Annotated in this window: 22 protein-coding genes and 3 pseudogenes; 11 read left to right on the plus strand and 14 right to left on the minus strand. The window is 69.8% G+C overall.

Annotation, left to right across the window (positions count from 1 at the left end; all coding sequences use genetic code 11):
• Positions 1-385 precede the first annotated feature (385 nt).
• Positions 386-1,027 carry a hypothetical protein gene (locus ACFY7E_RS19750; protein ID WP_389486543.1) on the minus strand — a complete coding sequence of 214 codons (642 nt, stop codon included), beginning with the start codon at positions 1,025-1,027 and terminating at the stop codon, positions 386-388.
• Positions 1,028-1,032: 5 nt separating this feature from the next.
• Complete coding sequence (locus ACFY7E_RS19755; RefSeq protein WP_389486545.1) at positions 1,033-1,473, minus strand: hypothetical protein; 441 nt, start codon at positions 1,471-1,473, stop codon at positions 1,033-1,035.
• 351 nt (positions 1,474-1,824) lie between these two features.
• Between ACFY7E_RS19755 and ACFY7E_RS19760 the strand changes: the two genes are divergently transcribed.
• A protein-coding gene (locus ACFY7E_RS19760) for an IS5 family transposase (protein ID WP_389486547.1) occupies positions 1,825-2,633 on the plus strand; the annotation gives its coding sequence in 2 pieces (ribosomal slippage) (positions 1,825-2,142 and positions 2,145-2,633; 807 coding nt in all).
• Positions 2,634-3,370: 737 nt separating this feature from the next.
• On the opposite strand, the gene ACFY7E_RS19765 is transcribed toward ACFY7E_RS19760, so the two are convergent.
• The 5 genes from ACFY7E_RS19765 to ACFY7E_RS19785 form a co-directional block, all read right to left on the minus strand.
• Complete coding sequence (locus tag ACFY7E_RS19765) at positions 3,371-3,529, minus strand: hypothetical protein (protein ID WP_389486549.1); 159 nt, start codon at positions 3,527-3,529, stop codon at positions 3,371-3,373.
• 221 nt (positions 3,530-3,750) lie between these two features.
• Positions 3,751-4,194: a hypothetical protein gene (locus ACFY7E_RS19770; RefSeq protein WP_389486551.1), complete on the minus strand. Its 444-nt coding sequence runs from the start codon at positions 4,192-4,194 to the stop codon at positions 3,751-3,753.
• Between the two features lie 193 nt (positions 4,195-4,387).
• A complete protein-coding gene (locus tag ACFY7E_RS19775) occupies positions 4,388-4,600 on the minus strand; it encodes a hypothetical protein (protein ID WP_389486553.1) in 213 nt (70 codons plus the stop codon).
• A gap of 212 nt (positions 4,601-4,812) precedes the next feature.
• The gene (locus ACFY7E_RS19780) at positions 4,813-5,352 is read right to left on the minus strand and encodes a hypothetical protein (protein WP_389486924.1); all 540 of its coding nucleotides are present in this window, start codon (positions 5,350-5,352) and stop codon (positions 4,813-4,815) included.
• Entirely contained in the window at positions 5,304-6,749 is a 1,446-nt protein-coding gene (locus ACFY7E_RS19785) for an NAD(P)-binding domain-containing protein (protein ID WP_389486555.1), read from the minus strand. Before ACFY7E_RS19785 ends, ACFY7E_RS19780 begins: the two co-directional genes overlap by 49 nt.
• Positions 6,750-6,780: 31 nt before the next feature.
• On the opposite strand from ACFY7E_RS19785, the gene ACFY7E_RS19790 reads away from it, so the two are divergent.
• The 4 genes from ACFY7E_RS19790 to ACFY7E_RS19805 are packed head-to-tail and all read left to right on the plus strand — an operon-like array spanning position 6,781 to position 8,863.
• The gene (locus ACFY7E_RS19790) at positions 6,781-7,479 is read left to right on the plus strand and encodes an NAD(P)-binding domain-containing protein (protein WP_389486557.1); all 699 of its coding nucleotides are present in this window, start codon (positions 6,781-6,783) and stop codon (positions 7,477-7,479) included.
• Entirely contained in the window at positions 7,385-7,918 is a 534-nt protein-coding gene (locus tag ACFY7E_RS19795) for a hypothetical protein (protein WP_389486559.1), read from the plus strand. The genes ACFY7E_RS19790 and ACFY7E_RS19795 overlap by 95 nt, the downstream gene beginning before the upstream one ends.
• Before the next feature lie 40 nt (positions 7,919-7,958).
• A complete protein-coding gene (locus ACFY7E_RS19800; RefSeq protein ID WP_389486561.1) occupies positions 7,959-8,330 on the plus strand; it encodes an ArsR/SmtB family transcription factor in 372 nt (123 codons plus the stop codon).
• 23 nt (positions 8,331-8,353) lie between these two features.
• On the plus strand, positions 8,354-8,863 hold the full coding sequence (locus ACFY7E_RS19805) for a GNAT family N-acetyltransferase (RefSeq protein ID WP_389486563.1): 510 nt from the start codon (positions 8,354-8,356) through the stop codon (positions 8,861-8,863).
• Positions 8,864-8,866: 3 nt separating this feature from the next.
• Here the strand turns inward: ACFY7E_RS19805 and ACFY7E_RS19810 are convergent, their stop codons facing one another.
• Genes ACFY7E_RS19810 through ACFY7E_RS19820 form a run of 3 tightly spaced genes read right to left on the minus strand, consistent with a single transcriptional unit; the run spans position 8,867 to position 11,348 of the window.
• The gene (locus ACFY7E_RS19810) at positions 8,867-9,925 is read right to left on the minus strand and encodes an ArsO family NAD(P)H-dependent flavin-containing monooxygenase (RefSeq protein WP_389486565.1); all 1,059 of its coding nucleotides are present in this window, start codon (positions 9,923-9,925) and stop codon (positions 8,867-8,869) included.
• A complete protein-coding gene (arsB, locus tag ACFY7E_RS19815; RefSeq protein WP_389486567.1) occupies positions 9,922-11,043 on the minus strand; it encodes an ACR3 family arsenite efflux transporter in 1,122 nt (373 codons plus the stop codon). Before arsB ends, ACFY7E_RS19810 begins: the two co-directional genes overlap by 4 nt.
• Positions 11,040-11,348, minus strand: coding sequence for an ArsR/SmtB family transcription factor (locus ACFY7E_RS19820; protein WP_389486569.1), 309 nt, complete (start codon positions 11,346-11,348; stop codon positions 11,040-11,042). Before ACFY7E_RS19820 ends, arsB begins: the two co-directional genes overlap by 4 nt.
• A gap of 95 nt (positions 11,349-11,443) precedes the next feature.
• Between ACFY7E_RS19820 and ACFY7E_RS19825 the strand changes: the two genes are divergently transcribed.
• The 3 genes and pseudogenes from ACFY7E_RS19825 (at position 11,444) to ACFY7E_RS19835 (ending at position 13,820) form a co-directional block, all read left to right on the plus strand.
• On the plus strand, positions 11,444-11,866 hold the full coding sequence (locus ACFY7E_RS19825; RefSeq protein WP_389486571.1) for an arsenate reductase ArsC: 423 nt from the start codon (positions 11,444-11,446) through the stop codon (positions 11,864-11,866).
• Positions 11,863-12,036 (plus strand): annotated as a pseudogene (locus ACFY7E_RS19830) (thioredoxin-disulfide reductase); the annotation flags it as partial. The gene ACFY7E_RS19825 and the pseudogene ACFY7E_RS19830, both read left to right, overlap by 4 nt.
• Before the next feature lie 557 nt (positions 12,037-12,593).
• Positions 12,594-13,820 (plus strand): esterase/lipase family protein, encoded by a 1,227-nt coding sequence (locus ACFY7E_RS19835; RefSeq protein WP_389486573.1) that lies wholly within the window; start codon positions 12,594-12,596, stop codon positions 13,818-13,820.
• Between the two features lie 188 nt (positions 13,821-14,008).
• Here ACFY7E_RS19835 and ACFY7E_RS19840 read toward each other — a convergent pair.
• A pseudogene (locus ACFY7E_RS19840) lies at positions 14,009-14,203 on the minus strand (XRE family transcriptional regulator); the annotation flags it as partial.
• Between the two features lie 142 nt (positions 14,204-14,345).
• Here ACFY7E_RS19840 and ACFY7E_RS19845 point away from each other — a divergent pair.
• From ACFY7E_RS19845 to ACFY7E_RS19855, 3 genes and pseudogenes are all read left to right on the plus strand, one after another.
• Positions 14,346-15,512 (plus strand): annotated as a pseudogene (locus ACFY7E_RS19845) (helicase associated domain-containing protein); the annotation flags it as partial.
• An 825-nt stretch (positions 15,513-16,337) separates the two neighbouring features.
• Positions 16,338-17,342 carry a DMT family transporter gene (locus ACFY7E_RS19850; RefSeq protein ID WP_389486575.1) on the plus strand — a complete coding sequence of 335 codons (1,005 nt, stop codon included), beginning with the start codon at positions 16,338-16,340 and terminating at the stop codon, positions 17,340-17,342.
• 3 nt (positions 17,343-17,345) lie between these two features.
• Positions 17,346-18,281 carry a LysR family transcriptional regulator gene (locus ACFY7E_RS19855; RefSeq protein ID WP_389486577.1) on the plus strand — a complete coding sequence of 312 codons (936 nt, stop codon included), beginning with the start codon at positions 17,346-17,348 and terminating at the stop codon, positions 18,279-18,281.
• Positions 18,282-19,293: 1,012 nt separating this feature from the next.
• Here ACFY7E_RS19855 and ACFY7E_RS19860 read toward each other — a convergent pair.
• The 3 genes from ACFY7E_RS19860 to ACFY7E_RS19870 all read right to left on the minus strand — a co-directional run bounded on the left by ACFY7E_RS19860 (position 19,294) and on the right by ACFY7E_RS19870 (position 21,627).
• Entirely contained in the window at positions 19,294-20,121 is an 828-nt protein-coding gene (locus tag ACFY7E_RS19860) for an alpha/beta fold hydrolase (protein ID WP_389486579.1), read from the minus strand.
• Positions 20,122-20,503: 382 nt separating this feature from the next.
• Complete coding sequence (locus ACFY7E_RS19865; RefSeq protein ID WP_389486581.1) at positions 20,504-21,247, minus strand: NUDIX domain-containing protein; 744 nt, start codon at positions 21,245-21,247, stop codon at positions 20,504-20,506.
• Entirely contained in the window at positions 21,244-21,627 is a 384-nt protein-coding gene (locus ACFY7E_RS19870) for a DUF4406 domain-containing protein (RefSeq protein ID WP_356548215.1), read from the minus strand. The genes ACFY7E_RS19865 and ACFY7E_RS19870 overlap by 4 nt, the downstream gene beginning before the upstream one ends.
• Positions 21,628-21,641 lie beyond the last annotated feature (14 nt).

Below are 21,641 nucleotides of genomic sequence, written 5' to 3' on the forward strand. Positions count from 1 at the left end.
ATCACGCCGTACCAGGCGAGGGTCCGCTGCCATCAACGGCTGGACCTCGCGGCATAAAACGGAAGTGTCGGGACCTGAGGGGTCACTTCACCCGACGGTCTGCACCCTCCGGACCGGCGGCGCTGATGGAAAAGTGGTACCGGGCGGCCCTGCAGCGAGCTGAGCTGCCGCCCGTCTCGGACGCCGCAGCCGAAGCGGTGCGGTCTCGGGGGACAACGTATTGCTCGTCCAGGCCAAGCACGCGCCGGCGCCCGACCGCGAGGGAGCCGAGGTCTGCGTCTTCGACGCCGACGAGCACCAGGTGGCGGCCGCCCGAGTTCGCGGCCGCTCGCGGCTGAGCCCTCGTCGGCCCTCTGGCGTGTCGCTGCGAGGGGCTTCTGTGTCCTCACCATTCGGTGAGGTCCACCACCCGGACGCAGTGCGGGTCGGTCGCATCTGCCGCCATGCGTTCCTCCTCAGTGATCAGGGAGGGCAGGGCCGCAAAGAGGGCCGTGACCGCACTGGACAGTCGTACGTCCGCCGCGATCACGCCGGAGGCGTCCTCCGTGTCGAGGTAGAGACGGAGTCGGTTCCGCCCCAGGAAGAGAAACCCGCGCAGACGCGGGTCCGGCTGTTCCTCAGTGAAGGGGTGAGCAAGGGAACGCAGGATGGTCAGCGCGTTGTCGGCCGGCGTGGGGTCCGCCACTTCAGCGGCGGTGACATCCACGCGGACAAGGGTCATGCCCATCACCGTGCCGACGCGGTCGCTCGCGTAGACGTGGGTGCCGGCATGGAGGGCGCGCAGGATACCGATGATGTCGTGAGCGGTGACGACATGGTCGTCCGCGTGGAGGGGGATCTCATAGGCCACCAGGTCGTCTGGGGTGTAGGCGTTCTCGGGGCCGGTGGCGATGCGGACGGCTTCGGCAGCCGTGGGGGCCGGTAGGACGCCCCGGATGTACTGGCTGCCGGTGAGAGGTGCCTGGATGTGATGGAACAGCAGGCGGGTAATATCCGCCTGCTGTTCCGCGATCTCTTCTTCATGCATGGATGTCACTCGTTGACCCAGTTGGGGCACTTGTTCATGCCCTTGCAGTAGGCGGTGATGACGCCGATCTTCTGACCTCTCCCGGCATCGTACCGACCGTCCGCGGTCTTCTGTGCGTACTGCGCGATGACGATGATCTTCACCTGGCGTCCGCCGTTGATGGCGTAACCCCAGTACTCCAGGCGAGCACCACTCACCTTGTCGGGCTTTCCGTTGAGAGGCCCGTTGACCACCTTGAACTTCTTGATGTTGTGTTTGCTGGAGAAGTGATTCCAGCCGAGGTCTCCATTACCGAAGCGCGTAGGTACGACCCGGCCACCCCAGTCCCTCTGCTCACACTTCTTGCTCTTGTTCCAGTAGGGCGCAGCATGCGCAGAAGTGGCGGGACCGACCAAAAGAGATGCTGTCCCGATGGCTACCCCGGCGAGCGTCGCGATCTTCTTCATCGCCGCACCATGACATCTCGGTGGCTGCCTGTCTCGCCGATTTGCCGTCGAGCGGATAATTTCGGCCATCGATTGCCGGGGTACACCCGTCTGTGCTCAGGCGGGTACGGACCAACTGGCTCTGTCGCTGATCTTGTGACGCCGTGATGATTGGATCGTTTCGCGTAGGTGTGCGTATCCGGGGGTTTGCATCAGGTCTTGCCACATCTGGCGGACGTCGTGGTTGAGCGGGTGCATCGGGGTGTGGATGTCCACGTGCTGCGTGCGCGTTCTCGTAGAGCTCGTAACACGATCTTGTGAACTTGCCCTGGTCGGGCGTGACCGGTGTGGCGATTCGGCCGTTCGGAGGGTGTGAGTGTTCGGCCGTGGATCGTGGACGATGACTTGTGGGCGCTGATCGAGCCGCTGCTGCCGCCCTGGCCCGAGAGGGCTCCCGGCCCGCGGCCGGTGCCGGACCGGCTGTGCCTGCAGGGCATCCTGTACGTGCTGCACAACGACATCGCCTGGCAACTGCTGGCCCTGGAGCTGGGGTTCGGCTCCGGACAGACCTGCTGGCGACGCCTTGAGCGGTGGCAGCAGGCCGGGGTTTTCGACCGGCTGCACCGGATCCTGCTCGCCGAGCTGAACGCGGCCGGTGAGCTGGACTGGTCCAGAGCATGCGTAGACGGTTCCCACGTGCGCGCGAAAAAGGGGGAGCCGACACCGGTCCGTCGCCGGTCGACCGGCGCAAGACGGGCAGCAAGCACCATCTGATCTGCGACGGACGCGGCACCCCGCTGAAGGTCATCACGACCGCGGCCAACGTCAACGACGTCACACAGACCCTCGCCCTGGTCGACGGCATCCCACCCGTCGCCGGACGCCCCGGCCGACCGCGCCGCCGCCCTGAGGCCCTGCTCGGCGACAAGGGCTACGACTCCGATCCCCACCGCCGCGAACTGCGCAAACGCCGGATCCTGCCGGTCATCTCCCGCAGGCGTGCCCCCAACATCGAGGACCTGGGCAAGCTCCGCTACGTCGTCGAGCAGACCTTCGCCCTCCTCCACCAGTTCAAACGCCTCGCCGTCCGCTGGGAACGCCGCACCGAACTCCACGACGCCTTCATCTCCCTCGCCTGCAGCCTCATCTGCTGGAGAAGACTCAAGAAAGCCCGAACATGATCGTGTTACGAGCTCTTACAAGTTGCCCTACAAGTTGCCCCCAGGCTCCCGCGCCGGGCGTCTGCGTGAGGCTGTGACCTGCATGTCAAGGGGTGCAAGAAGGAGGTTGGCGCCGCCGACTACTTCCCCGCAGGACCCTCCTGGAGCTCTTCAGGAAGTCCGACCCGAAGATCCGTCGACTTGGACGGGGCCGAAGGCTGCGCTGCAAGGCGCGCCGGGGCGCGGGGCGTGGGCATGCTCCTGGCCGTGCGCGGCGGCGGGGAAGAAGAGGGTGGGGCGGCCCGGCGGTACTGCGTCCCAGAGCGCGTCTGGGTGCCGGGCCTGACCCGTGCACGCCATATCGGCACGGGCTGAGTGCCGCCTACATGACAGCGGCCTGCCCACCCGTAGAAGCCGCTGACCAGCCCCGAAACATCGACCCCCGGATCAGCACGACCGACTCTCACCACCACCGACACCAATCCAAGAGATCGCAATCAACAGTTTCCCCTGGAACCTTTAAACAACTTCTCAGTCGTCTCTTCACTAGTCCTCGAATCCCTGTCCAGAACTGAAGCATCCAGCGTTTCCAACAAATCGTCTGGAACCACGCTTTTCAGCACATCAAGTGGGACGGGGGCGACGTCGCAGAGCATGGGAAGATCCGCGCCGCCGCATTGATTAAGGGCGCCAGTGAGAGGGAGGGCAGCAAGATTTCCACCCGCGGATCCTGTGCTGTGTGTAGTGGCTCCGTCTGCTTATACGCCTACCTGGTGGTTGGCGCAGGAGGTTCCGAAGGACGGGCTGAGGAAGTCGCCGATGCCGCCGGCGGATGCGGGAGCGGCGGCCACGATGCCGCCCGCTACGGCGGTGGCGGTCAGGGCGAGCGAGGTGAGTACGGGGGAGCGTTGTGTCATGCCTGGTGAACGAACGCTGTGACGGCCGGTCACGTACCGACTCGTCCGTCCGGTGGCACCGCCCCGGCGCCCGGTGCGTCATGGTCCGAGCATCTGCGGGTCGATGGTCCGGGGAGGAGCGCGAGCGGGTCCCGAGGGCGGTCGACGAGGTCGACGGCTGCGGGACGGCGGAGCGCCCGCCCGGGGTCCGTGTGGGCGCTTCGGGGTCGGGGAGGGGGCGGTCAGGCCGGGGTCGAGGAGGACAGGACGGGGTGGTCGACGTGGTGGTGCTCGATGTCGACGCCGTACGCCCCGCCCCACGCCTCCCAGACCAGGCGCCCGACGGTTTGTGCGACCGCGACGCTGCGGTGTCGACCTCCCTGGCACGCCACCGTGAGCCGCACCAGGCGGCCCACGGGGACCTCGTCGGCCAGGGCGCGGAGCTGGACGGGGGTGCGGAAGATCACCTCCAGGGCGCCGGGGGTGGCCAGGACGTGGGCGTGCACGTCGTCGTCCAGGCCGGTGCGGTAGCGCATCGTCGGATCGGCGGCGGGGTTGCGCAGCGCGCGGCTCAGGTCGAGGTACAGGCCGTCTGTGACGAGGGCGTGGGCGCCGTCGTGGCGGACGCCGATGGAGGAGACGACGGCGGCGACGAGGCCCCGTCCGGGGAGGTGTGTGATCTGCATGCCTCCCACCGTCCCGGCCGGACAGCTCCCCCGCCAAGGGTTGCCTGTTGCGTCCTCACGAACTCAACAGGCAACGTGGCGGCGACCGTTGGCGCGCGGGGCGAGGAGACCTACCTCCGGGTCGGGCGCCGCCGGGCAAAGGTCAGGCCGTGCCCAGCCCGGCGGGCGCCCTGAGGCGGGCGATCACCCGCACTCACCGCCTGGACGTGCGGGTACCGCTCTGCGCGCCGTCGTGCTGTGCGGCGGGGGTGTCGGCGCCGACCACGCGCAGCCCGGTTTGCCGGAGTCCGGCGAGCAGCGAGGATTCCAGGTCCTCGGTCTCGAAGTCCTCGGGGTCGACCTCTTCGAAAAAGGCGCCGATGCGCTCGGCGAGGGCGGCGGCGGCCCGGGCCTGGCGATCTGTCATGGAACAGTCTGCCGGACGGCGGGAGGCCGCTGGAAGGTTTGCGGGCGCACCCGGGCAGGGGCGGCGCTCCCCCTCGCCGCTGGGCGGCGCGGTTCACGGGGCCGTTGTGCGGCCGGTTCGGTCCTCGGTCCGGGCGAGGCAGGAGGCGTCGTCCGCGAGGTGGCCCTGTTCTCGTATGGCTACGGCGAGGGGACAAGTAGCTCAGCGTGGTTTCAGGGCCTCTGCTCGAGTGCGGGCTCGGGGACCGCTCCGTTGTTCATAGCGGCGAAATCGTCGTGCGCGGCCGCGATGGCTTCGGGATACGCCTCGCGTTTGGCGTGCTCGGCGAGCGCCCAGTAGATGCTGGCGACGGACGGGTTCTGGCCCTTGCGTTTGCCAGTGGGGATGATCAGGTCGGGCTGGATCTGCTCGACGGACTCGCCGCCCGCTCGGCGGCGGAGGACGGTATGGAGCATGTCGTCGGTGATGACCGGGGGCCGGCCGCCGTGCTTGCCCTTGTCGGCCGCGGTGTCGAGCCCTGAGCCGATGGTCATGACGGCGCGGGGACCGCGCCGGTCCAGAATGCGGCCGACGCGGATCCCGGCGAGGGCGGAGATGACGAGAGCGAGGGAGAACACCGCGGTGGTCGCCCCGGCCGGCCAGCCGGTCGCGGCGGTGATCTGCGGGTTGAGGACAGGGAACGCGTAGTAGACGATGCCCCAGCTCACGATCTCGTGGCGCAGAGCGCGCGCAGGGGTGCCCAGGCTGGCCACGAGCCGCAGCAGCCGCCCGCCGGGACCTCCTCGGCAGCCGCCCCGACCGTGGCGGGAGCACCGAGCTGGACGAGCTGCGGTGCGGGCGCGCAGCAGCCACCGCTGTCGGCCTCAGCGGCGCCGGGGGTGTCAAACAGGCCGGCGCCGCCGCAGACTCCGGTCTCGGGCAGGGTCAGTTCCACGCGGTCGGCTGCTTCGAGGTCGCCGGCGATCGCGGCGGCGACGGAGCGGACCTGCTCGTAGCCGGTCATCGCCAGGAACGTCGGGGCGCGGCCGTAGGACTTCATCCCGACCAGGTAGATGCCCTGTTCGGGGTGGGAGAGCTCGCGGTGGCCGTGGGGGTAGACGGTGCCGCAAGAGTGCTGGTTGGGGTCGATCAGCGGGGCGAGCTCGACGGGGGCCTGGAGGCGCTCGTCGAGACCGAGGCGGACCTCGGACAGGAAGGACAGGTCGGGGCGGAAGCCGGTCAGCACGATCACCTCGTCGACCGGGTCGAGGCGGCGGCCGTCCTCGGCCACGAGGACGAGCTGCCCGCCGTCGCGCTCGATCGCCTCGGTGCGAAAACCCGTGACCGCGTCGGCGTAGCCCTGGTCGACGGCGGCCTTGGCGGCCAGGCCCAGTGCGCCGCGCGCCGGGAGCTGGTCGGCTTCGCCGCCGCCGAAGGTGGAGCCGGAGATGCCGCGGCGCAGGATCCACACGCCCTTCGTGCCCGCGCCGTCGCCGGACTTGGCGAGGTCGGCGAGGTAGGCCAGCGCGGTGAAGGCGGAGGTTCCAGAGCCGATGACGGCGGTCCGCTTGCCCGCGTACCGGGCGCGGACGACGGGGTCCTTCAGGTCCGGGACGCGGTAGGTGATTCGGTCGGCGGCCGCGCGCTCGCCGAGTGCGGCGAGGCCGCTGGCCCCGGTGGGGCCGGGGGTGGTCCAGGTGCCGGAGGCGTCGATGACCGCGCGGGCGAACAGCCGATCCTCTCGGCCGTCGGCGTGGGCGACGTGGACGACGAAGGGCTGGGCGTCGCGGTCGGCGTCGACGATCCGGTCCCGGCCCGCCCGGGAGACCCCGATGACCTGGGCGCCGGTGCGCACGCGCCCCCCGAGGACGTCGGCGAGCGGCTGCAGGTACTGCTCGGCCCAGTCGCCACCGGAGGGGTAGGTCGCCGGGTCGGGCCGCGTCCAGCCGGTGGGGGCCAGCAGCTTCTCGGCGGCCGGGTCGACGACCTCGCCCCAGGTGGAGAACAGCCGCACGTGCGACCACTCGCGCACCGCCGCGCCGGCGGCCGGGCCGGCTTCGAGGACCAGGGGCTCGATGCCGCGCTCGATCAGGTGGGCGGCGGCGGCCAGACCGGCGGGTCCGGCGCCGATCACGATGACGGGCAGCTCGGTGGTGGCGGGCGCGTTCACGGCGACTCCTTGCATATTTCGACATCTGTCGATGGCTTGCGCGGCCCAGCATGGCACCTGTATCGATAGACGTCAACATAGACATTCATCGAAATTAGGGGGTTCGTTCACGGAGTACGTCGACGTCGCGGTGATCGGGGGCGGACAGTCCGGCCTCGCCACCGCCCACGCCCTGCCGAGCGAGGGCCTTCGGCCGGTGGTGCTGGAGGCGTCCGACACCGCAGCCGGGTCCTGGCCGCGGTACTACGACAGCCCCACGCTGTTTTCCCCGGCCCGGTACAGCTCCCTGCCCGGCATTCCGTTCCCCGGCGACCCGGGCCACCGCCCGCACCGCGACGAGGTCGCCGCCTACCTCACCGGCTATGCCGCCTGCCTGGACGCGGACATCCGCACCGGCCACCGGATCACCGGCGTACGACGAGGTGACGCCGGCTTCGAGGTGGAGCTCGCCGACGACAGCACGCTCGGCGCGCCGGCCGTGGTCGCGGCTTCCGGAACGTTCGGACGCCCCCACCGCCCCGCCCTTGCGGGCCTGGACGGCTTCACCGGGACGGTGCCGCACGCCGCCGACTACCGCCGCCCGGAGGCCCTTCGCCGGCCAGCAGGTCGTGGTGGCGGGAGCGGGGAACTCCGCAGTGCAGATTGCCGCCGAGCTCGCCAAGACCGCCCGGGTCACGCTCGCCACCCGCGCGCCGGTGAAGTTCGCCCGGCAGAAGATCGCCGGACGTGACCTGCACTTCTGGCTGCGGCACACCGGCGTGGACATCGCCCCGCTCGGCGGCCTGCTGCGCGAGCCGCCCACGCAGCTCGTCATCGACGACGGCCGCTACCACTCCGCGCTCGCCCAGGGCGCTCCGGACCGGCGGCCGGTCTTCACCGGCATCGACGGTATGAAGGTCTGCTGGGCGAACGGGAGCCGGGAGGAAGTCGACGCAATCGTGCTGGCCACCGGTTACCGGCCCGACGTGCCGTACCTGGCCGGCCTGGACGGCGCGCTCGACGCCGCCGGGCACCCCCGGCACCGCGGTGGGGTCTCGGCCGCCGTGCCGGGACTGGCGTTCGTCGGGCTGGAGTGGCAGCGCTCCCTGTCCTCCAACTCGCTGCGCGGGGTCGGCCGGGACGCCGCCCGCATAGCCCGCCACCTCGCCGCACACCTGCGGGGCCGCTGACCCGCTGCCCGCCTGGTTCGACATGTGTCAACATAGACGTATGTCGAATACGAAGGTGCTGCCGGTGCTCGAAGCCGACGGCCAGGGCGTGACGCCGTGCTGCCCGCCGCTGACCGAGCGGCCGATAACCGCCGAGGAGGCCGAGACCGCGGCGCGGATGTTCAAGGCGCTCGGCGACCCGGTCCGCCTCCGTCTCTTCTCGGCCGTGGCCTCGCACGAGGGCGGCGAGGCGTGCGTATGCGACGTCTCCGACGTCGGCGTCTCCCAACCCACGGTGTCCCACCACCTGAAGAAGCTCAAGGAGGCTGGACTGCTCACCTCCGAGCGGCGCGGCACCTGGGTCTACTACCGGGTCGAGCCGTCCGTGCTGGCGGCGATGGGCAAGCTGCTGGCCCTGCCGGCCGCGGCCTGACCGGGTCGGGGAGGGGGGACGTCGTGGGTAGCGGATCTGCGAGCGCGGCGATCGTTCCGCTGGCACCAGAGCACGCGGGGCAGGTGATCGCCATCTATCAGGCGGGGATCGACGAGGGGAACGCCACCTTCGAGACCATCGCGCCGGCCTGGGAGGCGTTCGACGCGGCGAAGCTGCCCGAGCACCGCTTCGCCGCCGTCGACGCCGACGGGGCGGTGCTGGGGTGGGTGGCCGCGAGCCGGGTCTCCGACCGGTGCGCGTACGCGGGCGTGGTCGAGCACTCCGTCTACGTCCACCCGGCCGCCCGCGGCCGCGGCGTCGCCTCGGCCCTGCTGAAGGCCCTGGTGGATTCCACCGAGCGGGCCGGGATCTGGACGATCCAGTCGGGGATCTTCCCCGAGAACACCGCCAGCCTCGCCGTCCACCAACGGGCCGGCTTCCGTGTCATCGGGACGCGGGAGCGGATCGGGCGCCATCACGGCGTCTGGCGCGACGTCGTCCTTGTTGAGCGCCGCAGCCCGGTGATCGTGTAGCCGTCAGCTCAGCTGAGCGATTTCGCGGACGGCGTCCCGGGCGGGGCGGCCGACGCCGATGAGGGTGGCCGAGGCCGGGCCGGTCCAGTCGCCGTAGCCAAGCAGGTGCAGCCGCGGCTCGCCCAGGGCGCGCGTGCCGTCGGTGGGGATGTGGCCGCGCGGGCCGCGCAGGTTCAGCGGGGCGAGGTGGGCCAGTGCCGGACGGAAGCCTGTGCACCACACGATCGCGTCCGCGTCGCTCTGGCTGCCGTCGGCCCACCGGACACCGGTAGCGGTGAGCTGGGCGAACATCGGCATGGCGGTCAGGAGTCCGGAGTCGCGGGCGGCACGGACCGGCGGGACGGAGACGATGTCGCCGAGGGAGGCGACCCCGCCGGTGTCGGTGCGGCCGGCGTCCAGGGCGCGGCGGCGGGCGGTGACGACATCGAACAGGGCCCGGCCGTCAATGTCGTCCGGCAGGAACCGCGGCGGGCGCTGGGTCACCCACGTCACCTCGACACGGCCGTCCAGGGCGAGGTCGGCGGCGATCTGGGCGCCGGAGTTCCCGCCGCCGACCACGACGACGCGCTGCCCGGCGAAGTCGGCCGGACGGCGGTAGTTCACCGTGTGCAGCTGCCGACTGGTGAAGACGGATCGGCCGGGGACAGCGGGCAGGAACGGCCGCGACCAGCTGCCGGTCGCGCTGATGACCGCCTTCGCTCGCCAGATGCCGGTGCTCGCCTCGACCAGGAGCCGGTCCACGTCGCGGCATACGGCGTCCACGCGGGTGCCGTGCTGAACGGGCAGGCCGTAGCGCTTCTCGTAGTCGGTGAGGCAGCCGACTACGTGCCCGGCGCCGGGGTAGGTCTCGCCCGCCTGGGCGGGTATGAGACGGCCGGGCAGCGAGGAGTGCTCCGCTGGGGAGAACAGATGCAGTGACTCCCACATGTGCTGCCAGGCCCCGCCCGGCGCCGGATCGGCGTCCAGGATCACGAAGTCGAGGCCTCGCCGGAGCAGGTGGTAGCCGGCGGCGAGCCCTGCTTGGCCGCCGCCGACTACCACCACATCCGTGTGCTGAGTCACGGGGCCGTCGTCACCGCGCCCGGGGCGAACTTCCTGCGCCAGGCGAGCGCGACGTAGACCAGGCCGATCAGCACCGGGACTTCGATGAGGGGGCCGACGACGCCGGACAGTGCCTGGCCGGAGGTGACGCCGAAGGTGGCGATCGCGACCGCGATGGCCAGTTCGAAGTTATTTCCCGCCGCGGTGAAGGCGAGGGTCGTGGTGCGGTCGTAGGCGAGGCTCAGGCCCTTGCCCAGGAGGAAGGTGCCGAAGAACATGACCGCGAAGTACACCAGCAGCGGCAGCGCGATCCGGACGACGTCCAAGGGCTGGGAGGTGATGGTCTTGCCCTGGAGGGCAAAGAGGATGACGATCGTGAACAGCAGCCCGTACAGCGCCCACGGGCCGATCTTCGGCAGGAACTTCGCCTCGTAGTCGGCGCGGCCCAGCTTCTGCTCGCCGATCCGGCGGGTGAGGAAACCGGCCAGCAGCGGGACGCCGAGGAAGATGACGACGTTCAGCGCGATGTGCCAGACGGATACGTCCAGGCCCTGGCCGTCGCCGAGGTTCATCCAGCGGGGCAGCAGGTCGAGGTAGAACCAGCCCAGCAGGCCGAACGCGAGTACCTGGAAGACGCTGTTGAGCGCGACCAGGACAGCGGCGGCCTCGCGGTCACCGCAGGCGAGGTCGTTCCAGATGATGACCATGGCGATGCAGCGGGCCAGGCCGACGATGATCAGGCCGGTGCGGTACTCGGGCAGGTCCGGCAGAAAGATCCACGCGAGCGCGAACATGACCGCGGGGCCGACGAGCCAGTTGATGACCAGCGAGGAGATCAACAGCTTGCGGTCGCTGGTTACACGGTCGAGCCGGTCGTAGCGGACCTTGGCCAGGACCGGGTACATCATCACGAGCAGGCCGAGCGCGATCGGCAGGGAGATCCCGCCGATCTCGATCTTCGCGAGCGCGTCGTTCATCCCCGGGACAAGACGGCCCAGGCCCAGGCCCAGGGCCATGGCGAGCAGGATCCACACCGCGAGGTAGCGGTCGAGGGTGGAGAGCTTCTTGATGATCGAGTCGTCGCCGCCGGCCGGGGCGCTCGGGGCGCTGGCGGTGGTGGTGGGCTCGGCGGAGGTCACGGGCAGGCCCTCTTGTTCTCGGCGGCGGTGCGGGCGGAGGCGGCGAGTTCGGCGAACTGCTCGGACAGGCCGGCGAGGACCTCGGGCTTGAGCCTGTAGTAGGTGAAGCGGCCGCACGGCTCGGTCTCCACGATCCCGGCCTCGCGCAGCACCTTCATGTGGTTGGACAGGTTGGTCTGCTTGGCTCCGGTCTCCTCGACCAGGTGCGTCGTGCAGAGCGTCTCGCGCGCCAGCAGGGTCACGATCTGAAGGCGGAGCGGATCGCCCAGCACCCGGATCACATCAGGATCGACTGAAGTCAGCATGCACTGATACTCTCACATCATCGCTCGCTGATATCAGCGAGGGCTGAAGTCATTGGCGGCTGGGTTCCGCCATGCGTCGAGAGAGAACGATCACCATGGCCGACAAGCCATCCGTCCTGTTCGTCTGCGTCCACAACGCCGGCCGCTCCCAGATGGCCGCCGCGTGGCTGACCCACCTGGCCGGAGACGGCGTCGAGGTCCGCTCCGCAGGCTCCAACCCCGGCGCTCAGGTCAACCCGGCAGCCGTCCAGGCCATGGCCGAGGTCGGCATCGACATCTCCGCCGAGACGCCGAAGATCCTCACCGTCGACGCGGTCCGCGAGTCGGACGTCTGTATCACCATGGGATGCGGCGACACCTGCCCCGTCTTCCCCGGCAAGCGCTACCTGGACTGGAAGCTCGACGACCCGGCCGGGCAGGGCGTCGAGGCCGTCCGCCCGATCCGCGACAAGATCCAGACCCTCGTCGAGGGCCTGATCGCCGAGATCGCCCCGCAGAAGCCGGAGGCGACGGCGTGAGCGAGATACGCGACGTTGTCATCATCGACTCCGGTCCCGCCGGATACACCGCCGCCCTCTACACCGCCCGCGCGCAGCTGAGGCCCCTGCTGTTCGGCAGCTCCATCTTCGTCGGCGGATCGCTGACCACCACCACCGAGGTGGAGAACTTCCCCTCTGCTCAGCAAGGCGGCCATCGCGCTCAACGGTCTCCTCGACGATGAGCTCCCCATCCTCGCGCACCCGGCGGATGTCGACCCGGGTGCAGCGAAGCTGGTAACCCCTCCGCCGGCCTGACCAATACGTACAGGGAGAGGGCACTTGCCCTGTTCCGAGCGGGGGCCGGGAACCAGTCGCTGTCCCGTCCCCCGTTCGGAGCAGGGCCGGCCACAGGCATCAGGTCCCGATCGCATGTGGGCGCCGCTGATCAACGCGTTCGTACGGAGTCCCTCCTCATCGGAGAAGGCTCCATGAGCGGGCCCCGGACCATACAAGATCCGGGTGTGACTGAGCGCCTCAGTTGGCAGGCGCAGTGGGTGGACTCGCCCGGGTCGTAACTTCAGCCGGCCGGTAATCCCACACGTCTACGGCTCGTCTGGGGGCTATCCCTGATGAACGGACGCACTCCACCCATAGGGGTGATTACCAGTCGGAACTCTACTTCCCGTTGATCGTTTGGCTGAGGATGATCGCGGTGCCGCGGGGCGGCGCCGCAACCTCGTTCATCTCCATCTGTCAGGGGAAATGCATGTCCGAACCCACCGAGCGCGAAGTCACCGAGGCGTTCCAGGCCGCTGCGCCGATCGTGCTGGCCGCCACTCCGCCCAAGAAGCAGGCCGCGCCCGCGCCTACGCCCGACGCAACATGGGAGCTCCCTGGCGGCACCGCCTGGGTGTACTACGGCGAGGGCAACCAGGCCCTCGTTCGGCCGGTACTCATGGCCGACGGCTTCAACAGCGGCCCCAGTTCTCTGGACGACCTCTGGGCGGGCTTGGAGAAGTCCGCGTACCCGCTGATCAGCGAACTGCGCCGCCGTGGACGGGATGTCGTCCTGATCGGCTTCGACGAGCGCAGCGCCTCGGTCCTCAACAACGCGCAGACGGCCACGGCGGCCATTTTCCGGGCCATCGCCGAACGGCTGGGCGGCACCCGCCTGATGGTCGGCGGCTTCAGCATGGGCGGGCTGGTGACCCGCTACGCGCTCGCCAGGATGGAGACGGACCGGATCGACCACCAGGTCGGCGTGTACTTCTCCTACGACACCCCGCACAACGGCGCCCACATCCCTCTCTCGCTGCAGGCGTTCGCGCACTACATCAGCAAGCTGGACAGCCGCTTCTCCGACCAGATCAACAGCCCTGCCGCCCGGCAGCTGCTGTGGCGGCACATCGAGAACTGGTCGGACAAGCCCGGCGTCAGCCCGCTGCGCACCGAATTCCTCGACGAACTGGAAAAGGCCGGCGGCTGGCCGCGGATCCCGCGGATCCTCGCGGTCGCCAACGGCACGGGCAACGGTACGGGCAACGGCATCAAGCCGGGCACGACCGCCGTCAAGGGCAAGGGCCTGGGCATCACAGGCACCGATCTGCGCACGATGCCGACCGGCAGCGACACGCTCGCGGCGACCCTCCGCGTCGTCACGCTGAAGAAGAACGACGTCCTCGCCGAGAACCTCCCGGACATCGAGGGCGCCCCCGGCGGCACCCTGGAAAGCTTCCAGATCCTCGCCGACGCGCTCAACAAGATCATCGGCCTTGGCGTCGACAACCCGGTCAAGGACCACTGCTTCGTCCCCACCGTGAGCGCGGTCGCCACCCGCGGCCTCGACACCCACGACGACCTGTACGCCGACATCGAATCCCTCGACCCGGACCACTTCCAGGTCGACGACTTCCTCTGCGCGTCGCAGAACGAACGCCACACCGAGATCACCGAGGAACTCTGCACCTGGCTCCTGGACCGCTTGCCCGACTAACCCACCCGGACGCCGAACAGACGGCACAACGAGCCGTGCGGCCGGACAGGGTGTTCCTGCCCGGCCGCACCCCGCCCAGCTCACCCGGGCCGGCGACACCACCCGCTCCAGCCGCCAAGCAAAACGCTCACTCGCCAACTGAAGGCTCAGTCACACACGCTCGAACTGGATCTGTTCGCGGAGGGGCTTCAGTAGTCGAGGTCGAGGTAGTCGATGTCGGTGAGCTGGACGTCGGAGAGGCCGATGGCGCGGGTGCCGCCGTTCTGGAAGTACACGTCCTTGAGCCCGTCGGCGACGATGGCGCGCAGTTCGTGGTCGTCGGCGCCGGCGTCACAGGCGTTGAAGAGGCGCTGGGCGTAGGCGGGTGGCAGGTTGGCTTTAATCAAGAGTCCTGACGTCAGTTGTTCACGAGTTTGGGAGACACCCCGAACCACGGACGGGTGATGTTCACGAGTTTCGACGTCACCGGGGTACTTGCCAGGCCAGCATCGGAGTGCTCCTGGTGAAAGGCCCTGGTCATGCCGCCAGCTCGCTTCCCGGGCGCTTACGAGCGGGAAGCGCAAGGTTCGCGTCCGGCGGGACGAGGACGGGCAGATCGTCGGGGCCGGCGGCGCGGGCGACGGCGAGGACCAGGAGGACGACGACACGCAGGCCGTCGCCGAAGCCGCCCTGCTGCACTTCTCCAGCCCGTGCGACGCGGCGACCATCGCGGCGTTCCTGCGGACCCGGGTATGCCGGCCGGAGTCCCTGGTGTGGCTGGAGGGCTACCAGGCCCTGCTGCGGTGGCGGGCGGAGAACGAGATCACCGGCCTCTACGCCATTCCCTACGACATCGAGGTCGAAGTGGGGGCGACCAAGGCGTTTCCGCTTGGCCGATGGGTGCACCAGCAGAGGAAAGCGCTGCGGGCGGGTGAGCTGGAGGAGCGGCGCAAGACGCTGCTGGACGTCCCGGAGGCCGGGATGCTCTGGGAGCCGGGCGAGGAAGCCTGGGAGAACAAACTCGCCACGCTGCGCTCCTACCGGCGGGCCACCGGCCACCTCGCCCCGCGTCAGGACGCGGTCTGGGGCGAGGGCGAGGCAATGGTCCCGGTCGGCCAGCACATGGCCAACCTGCGCCGCAAGGGCGGCCTGGGCAAGGACCCGGAGCGGGCCGCCGTGCGCGCGCAGCAGCTGACTGCGGTCGACGAGGACTGGAACTGCCCGTGGCCCCTGGACTGGCAACGCCACTACCGCGTCCTGGCGGACCTGGTCGACGCCGACGGCAGCCTGCCGGCCATCGAACCCGGGGTGCTGTTCGAGGGCGACGACATCGGCCGGTGGCTGAAGCGGCAGAAGAACCCGGGCACCTGGGCCCGGCTGTCGACCGAGCAGCAGGAACGGCTGTCGAAACTGGGCGTACAGCCCGACCAGGCCCCGGCCCCCGCCCCGGCGGCCGCGCGCACGACGAAGGGCCCGAGCAAGGCACAGCAGGCGTTCCAGCGAGGTCTGGCCGCCCTCACCCAGTGGGTAGAGCGGGAAGGCGACCGGCCGGTGCCGAGGGGGCACAGCGAGCAACTCGCCGTCGACGGTGAGGCGGAGGCGGTGACAGTGAAGCTGGGCGTATGGATTTCGAACACCAAATCCAGAAGGGACCGGCTGGACGCCGACCAACTCGCCGCTCTCGCCAAGCTCGGCATCGACCGGGCGGCATGACGTTGACTGCTGAGCATGCCGCCCTCTGATTCGGCACCCAGCACAGAGGACTCATCGTCGCCGGTCCCAACTCCCCTCTTCGCTGCCCGGACGCTCCAGCGGCCGGGCAGCGCGGAGGCGAGCCGACGCGCAACAACGTCAAGGGCGCCCGATCCTCCGCCGGACCGATCTCCGCCCCAGCCCTGCTCCATCCTCATCGTGGGCGGCGAGGGAGGATCCAAGGGGGGTGCCTGGCCCCCGACCATGCCCGAAAACGCGTGGTGAGCAGGGCAAACGCCAGGGCGGCCGACCATGTGATGCAGCAGATGTCGCAGGAGTTGTCGCAGCAGTTAGTGCAGGAGATGTGGGAGGGGTTATCGGAGGGGGCGCCGCGCTCCTCGCAGTCAGCCCCGGCGGGACCACCAGCGGCGCTACCCGCCGGCTTTGTGCTCAGCATCTTTAATGCCCACAGACGGGAAAGCTGTCCGTGTCACGGCAGGCTCTGGGAACGCCCGCACGGGACGGGGAATCACCGCCCCTGCCGAAGGAGACGGCCGCGTCGCCAGGACGCGCTGCGGGTCCTCAAGTGGGAGCCGCGTTCTCTCAGGCGTGCCTCACGGTGCCGAGCCTCGGCGAGCCAGTGGACGCTGCGTTCCTCGGTGAGCGCCAGGGCGTGCTCGTGGTGCAGCCGCTCCAGCTCGGTCTGCAGGACCGCAGCCGAGAGGTCGCACCCGGCGAACCTTCCCAGTCAGAGCACTAGACGCAGCTCGACAATTAAGCATGCCTAACGGATTTTTCTTCCGAATCTAACTGGAACTTTACCTTCCGGATGGGGATGCTGACCTTATGCAGCCGCGCCTCGTTTCCCCTCGCTTCCTCGCCCTGACCGGCACCGTGGTCCTGTGGGCCTCGGCCTTTCCCGCCATCCGAGTCGGGGTCGACGGTCTGGGGGTGCAGGCCCTCTCCTTCCTGCGGATCGTGATCGCTGCCATCGCCCTGCTGCTGGTGGCGCCGTTCGCGAAGGTCCGCATGCCCCGGTTCCGCGATCTGCCCATGATCGTCTTGTGCGGGGCGACCGGCATCGCCGCCTACCAGCTCCTGCTCAACTGGGGCGAGGTGAACGTGGCGGCCGGGACAGCGAGCCTGTTGATCGCGATCGTCCCCGCCTTCAGCGTGCTGCTGGGAAGTCTGTTCCTCAGAGAGCGGGTGAGCCGCAACATCGTCCTCGGTAGCGTCGTCGCGCTCGCGGGCGCGGCCATCGTCAGCATGGCCAAGGGCCCCGGCGGGTTCACCGTCTCCGCCCTCGTCGTCCTGGCCGCCGCCGTCGTCCAAGGGGTGTACCACGTCGCCACCAAGCCCCTGCTGCGTCACTACACCGGCCTGGAGGTCGCCACCTACGCGATGGTCGCCGGCACGATCTTCGTTCTGCCGCTGGCCTCCGCCACCTGGCACTCAACCCTGCAGGCACCGGCCGACGCCCTGGCCTGTGCGCTCTACCTGGGTCTGCTTCCCTCCGCGCTCGGCTTCGTCATATGGGCCTATGCCGTCGCCCGACTGCCGCTCGCCGCCTCCACCGCCGCCCTATACCTGGTCCCGCCGGCGGCCCTGATCATCGCCTTCGTCTGGCTGGGCGAGGTACCCCACTTCATCGAGCTGGTGGGCGGAGCGGTCAGCGTAGCGGGAGTAGTCATGATCAACCGACGCAATCAGACACAGCAGCCCCGCAGAGAACGGGAAGGTACCCCCGGCAGGGCAGCGGCCGACGAGCCCGTGACCACAGACGGCGAGAACACGCGCAGTCCGCACCGCACCATGGAATCCGTCTCCGGCCCCGGCCCGACCAAGGAGTAGACCGTGCTCGACGTACGCCGTCTGCGCATCCTTCAGCACCTCGCCACGTACGGGACCGTCGCGGCCACCGCCGAGGCGCTTCATCTGACTCCGCCCGCGGTCTCCCAGCACCTTGCCGCCCTGCAGAAGGAGGCCGGCACACCGGTGGTGGAGAAACAGGGACGTACGCTGCGCCTGACCACAGCCGGGGAACTGCTGGTGGCCCATGCCGAGATCATCCTCGCGGAACTCGCGGCGGCCGAGTCCGGCCTGGCCGCCCTGCAGAGCGGCCGGCGCGGCATCGTGCGGATCACCGCCTTCGCCTCCGCCGCCCGCACCCTCGTCGCGCCCCTGTGGCAACGACTGGCCGGCACCGATTCCACCCCTGAGCTGTCGCTGCGACTGTCCGTGCGGGAACCCGACGAAGCCCTCGACGAACTGCACAAGCGTTCCACCGACCTCGCTCTGGTCCACAGCTACACCTCGCTGCCACGCCGTTTCCCCGCCACCTACGAGCAGACTCTCCTCATGGAAGAACCGGTGCTGCTTGCCCTGCATCCCCGCCAGGCCGGCGAACTGGGCCTGGAGCCCGGCCAGCCGGTGGACCTGTCCCACGCGGCAGACCTGCCCTGGCTCACCCCGGGGCCGGAGACCTCCTGCTACGAGATGATCCAACGCGCCTGCGGCGCAGCCGGCTTCGTCCCGGACATCAGGACCCGCAGCAGCGACTTCAGCGTGCTGGCGGCCCTGGTCGCCGCGGGAGCGGGCACTGCCCTCATCCCACGCATGGCACTACCCGACACCACCGAGTTCCTCAGCCTCCACCCCTTGCTCCAGCCCCTGTCCCGCTCCATCTTCACCGTCAGCCGCGCGGGAACCAGCAAGCGCCCCGACCTACAGCGCGTACTGCAACTGCTCCACGACCCGGCCGCAATCCCCACCCCCAAACGACCTGCCTGAACGGTCATGCGCGCTCCACCGCCACGAGACCCCGGGCCGCCTGGGCCCAAGGTCTCACACGTCACCGCGCGGTCAGCGACACCAGTCGCTGTTCTGTATCCCACCGAGCACCACGTGCGCCCTCACGTTCTCCCGGTCCGGGTAGCCCCACCCGGACTTCGGCGGGAGGACGATCACGCCATAGGCATCGAGGGCGCCGACCACCGCGGCCGCGAGCGGGCTGCGGGTCCGTGCGGGCCCGGCCGCAGGCACTCTCCCGCGAAGGGCGGCAAACCTCCTGCCTGCAGATGTGGCGCATCAGGACGCCAGGGCCGCCCGGCGAGGCCCACAGCGTGCTGGTGGTCGGGCTCCGTCGGGCCGGCCGGCTCGGGGGTGCCGGCCGCCCCGAGGCAGGTCTCACCCGTCACCACGAACGCATTCTCTACGAACCGGTCCACGGCAACCATGGCGGCCCGGGCCAGGGCAGGAAGCACACGCTGCTCCAGGTACCGAAGCTCGCGCAGCCAGGAGTCGGTCACCGGGCAGTACGCACCGGCGGATCCGGCTCGCCAAGCCGCGACATCGCCACACCGCCTCCCGTCATCCGTGACGACGTGGGCACGCCGGCCGTCACGTGGCCGGCGCGACACCTCGAGGCCTGCCGTCCTCCGGCATGGGGAGGGTACCCGGCGGGTCAGCAGCTCGATCTCCGTGACGGCGACGAAGATCTCCTCTCTGGCCTCCAAGTCCACCCCCACTCCCCGCAGAGCGGCCGTCGATTTCCCGGAAGGAGACCAGCCCGACGATCCCGTCACCGATGGGAACCACCTGCTCGACCGTCCCTCGGAGTTCCTGGCCCGCCGCGTGCATCGCCCCGCGCCGGATCCATGCTGCTCTGGCCACCACCGCGCCGCCGCCGAAGACGCCCGGTACGAGTGCCTCTGGCGGTAGACCACCGCGCGGGCGGAACGCCGCGGGGGCGCGGCTACTGCTGCCACACCCCTGACGGCGTGCCGTGCGTCTGGTCAGCCGGTCACTTCTTCAGGAACTGGAGGAGGTCCTGGTTGAAGGCCTCCTTGTCGCCGGGGACCAGGGCGATGCCGTGGGAGCCGTTGCCGTAGACCTTGAGTTCGGCGTCCGGGATGATGGCGGCGGACTTGCGGCCGGTGGCGTCGATGGGTACGACCTGGTCGTCGTCGCCGTGGACGACGAGGGTCGGGATGTCGAACTTCTTCAGGTCCTCGTGGAAGTCCGTGGCCGCGAACGCGTCGACGCAGTCGACGCCGCCCTCGATGGTCTGGGCCATGGCCATGTACCAGAAGGCGTCCTTGTTGCCCTGGGTGACCGCGTTGCCCTCGCGGTTGGCGGAGAAGAAGCCGACTGCGGTGTCCTTCCAGAACTGTGAGCGCTCCTTGAGGATGCCCGCCTTGATGTCGTCGAAGACCGACTGCGGGACGCCCTCGGGGTTGTCGGGCGTCTGCAGCATCAGCGGCGGAACGGCGGAGAGCAGCACGGCGGAGCGGATGCGTGCGGTGCCGTGGCGGCCGATGTAGCGGGCGAGTTCGCCACCGCCCATGGAGTGCGCGACGAGGGTGACGTCCTGGAGGTCCAGATGGGTGAGCAGGTCGTTGAGGTCGTCGGCGAAGGTGTCGAAGTCGTAGCCGTCGTACACCGGGGTCGAGCGGCCGTGGCCGCGGCGGTCGTGCGCGATGCCGCGGTAGCCGGCATCGGCGACCGCCTTGAGCTGGTCCTGCCAGGCGTCGCCGTTGAGCGGCCAGCCGTGGATGAACACGACCGGACGCCCCTTCCCCCAGTCCTTGTAGAAGATCTCCACGTTGTCGCGCGTCGTCACGAAAGGCATTGCGGCTCCCTGTTCACTGTCCGGTCTCTGCACTGTCCGGGCCGTGTCCTGTCCGGGTGCGGGCAACCCTCCCGGTATCCGCTTCCGCGTCGGTCGCCGACGGACGACCCCTGCGCGGGCGCGGCGGGCAGGCGGGTGCGAGCACCTCGCCCACAAGAATGACAAAGGTCACAAATACTCGCATTTCGTGACGACAAGCAGGTGGCGAGCCCCGGTGCCCGTGCGTGAGTGGCCTGCTAGCCACCGGCGCGCGGGAGCCGCGAAGCCCCGTGGCGGTCTTCGGCTACGTGTACGAGACGGACCCGGCCCTCCGACTCTGTCGGGGCCGGGCCCGTCTCGTAAGCCGGCCCCGGTCGGCTGGTTTTTCCCGATCTCGCATACTTCAGCCGTTCTTTTTCGATGTGCCCGGCGACTCGTCGCCGGGCAACGGTACAGCCGGGATCTGCCCAGGGTGACAGGTCCGCCGGTCCGCGAAGGGCCCGCACAGGGCTGCCCATTGCAGGAGCAGGATGGTCTTGCCGTCGGTGATGCGTCCGTCGCGGGTCATGGCGAGGGCCTCGGCAAAGGGAAGTTCGAGGACTTCGATGTCCTCGCCCTCTTCCTCGAGTCCTCCGCCCGTGCCGGTCCGGTCGGCCGGGGTGTAGGGGGCGGCGAAGAAGTGGAGGCGCTCGGTGACGGAGCCCGGGCTCATGTAGGCGTCGAGCACATGGGTGAGCGGGCCGAGTCTGATGCCGAGTTCTTCGGCGCTCTCGCGGCGGATCGCGGTGTGCGGGTCTTGCGCGTCGAGCAGTCCGGCCGCCGCCTCGATGAGCATGCCGTCGGGGTGGCCGTTCACGTACGCCGGGTAGCGGAACTGGCGGGTGAGCAGGACACGGCTGCGTTCGGTGTCGTAGGGCAGGACGACGGCGCCGTTGCCGCGGTCGTAGGTCTCGCGCTGCTGGGTCTCCCACCGTCCGTCGCGGCGCCGGTAGTCGAAGGTGGTGCGGCGCAGGACATGCCAGCCCTGGGAGGTGAGTTCGACGTCGCGTATCCGGACGTCGGGGTTGCGGTCGAGGTCGCGTCCGGCGAGGTGGAGATCGGTGCGTCCGCGGTGATCGGGGGTGTCGACACCCGGGCTGCTCGTCACACGGACTCCTGCGTGGTGCGGCGCGGAATCTCGGCGACGTCGTGGTAGACGGGCAGGCCGCGGCGGCGGGCGGTGGCGACGTCCTGGTCGGCGCCAGCGGATTCGCCCGGCAGGCGTAGCACGGCGTCGCAATGGGCGAGCAGCCGGTCGGCGGTCGGGTAGAGCACCTGGTCGGCGAGGAGCTCGGTGGGGCCCGCGCCGGCGGAGCGGAGGACGGGAAGGGCGATCCACTCGCCGATCACGGGGAGATGCCCGGCCGTGAAGACGGGCCAGGCCGCGGTTTCCAGGCGGGCGAGGTTGGCGGCCATGGCCTGCGGGTCGCCGTCGGTGCCGGAACGATAGGGACCTGCGATGAGGATGAGCAGGGGCTTGTCGGTCATGACGGTTAAGATAC

Source organism: Streptomyces sp. NPDC012825 (assembly GCF_042900925.1).
Lineage (GTDB): Bacteria > Actinomycetota > Actinomycetes > Streptomycetales > Streptomycetaceae > Streptomyces.

Excerpts from the sequence above, each read along its gene's own strand:
- ACFY7E_RS19850 (WP_389486575.1), top strand. The coding sequence starts at position 16,338 with ATGCAGCCGCGCCTCGTTTCCCCTCGCTTCCTCGCCCTGACCGGCACC.
- ACFY7E_RS19790 (WP_389486557.1), top strand. The coding sequence starts at position 6,781 with ATGGCTTGCGCGGCCCAGCATGGCACCTGTATCGATAGACGTCAACAT.
- ACFY7E_RS19825 (WP_389486571.1), top strand. The coding sequence starts at position 11,444 with ATGGCCGACAAGCCATCCGTCCTGTTCGTCTGCGTCCACAACGCCGGC.
- ACFY7E_RS19755 (WP_389486545.1), bottom strand. The coding sequence starts at position 1,473 with ATGAAGAAGATCGCGACGCTCGCCGGGGTAGCCATCGGGACAGCATCT.
- ACFY7E_RS19860 (WP_389486579.1), bottom strand. The coding sequence starts at position 20,121 with ATGCCTTTCGTGACGACGCGCGACAACGTGGAGATCTTCTACAAGGAC.
- ACFY7E_RS19870 (WP_356548215.1), bottom strand. The coding sequence starts at position 21,627 with ATGACCGACAAGCCCCTGCTCATCCTCATCGCAGGTCCCTATCGTTCC.
- ACFY7E_RS19750 (WP_389486543.1), bottom strand. The coding sequence starts at position 1,027 with ATGCATGAAGAAGAGATCGCGGAACAGCAGGCGGATATTACCCGCCTG.
- ACFY7E_RS19770 (WP_389486551.1), bottom strand. The coding sequence starts at position 4,194 with ATGCAGATCACACACCTCCCCGGACGGGGCCTCGTCGCCGCCGTCGTC.
- ACFY7E_RS19800 (WP_389486561.1), top strand. The coding sequence starts at position 7,959 with ATGTCGAATACGAAGGTGCTGCCGGTGCTCGAAGCCGACGGCCAGGGC.
- ACFY7E_RS19765 (WP_389486549.1), bottom strand. The coding sequence starts at position 3,529 with ATGACACAACGCTCCCCCGTACTCACCTCGCTCGCCCTGACCGCCACC.
- ACFY7E_RS19835 (WP_389486573.1), top strand. The coding sequence starts at position 12,594 with ATGTCCGAACCCACCGAGCGCGAAGTCACCGAGGCGTTCCAGGCCGCT.
- ACFY7E_RS19820 (WP_389486569.1), bottom strand. The coding sequence starts at position 11,348 with ATGCTGACTTCAGTCGATCCTGATGTGATCCGGGTGCTGGGCGATCCG.
- ACFY7E_RS19775 (WP_389486553.1), bottom strand. The coding sequence starts at position 4,600 with ATGACAGATCGCCAGGCCCGGGCCGCCGCCGCCCTCGCCGAGCGCATC.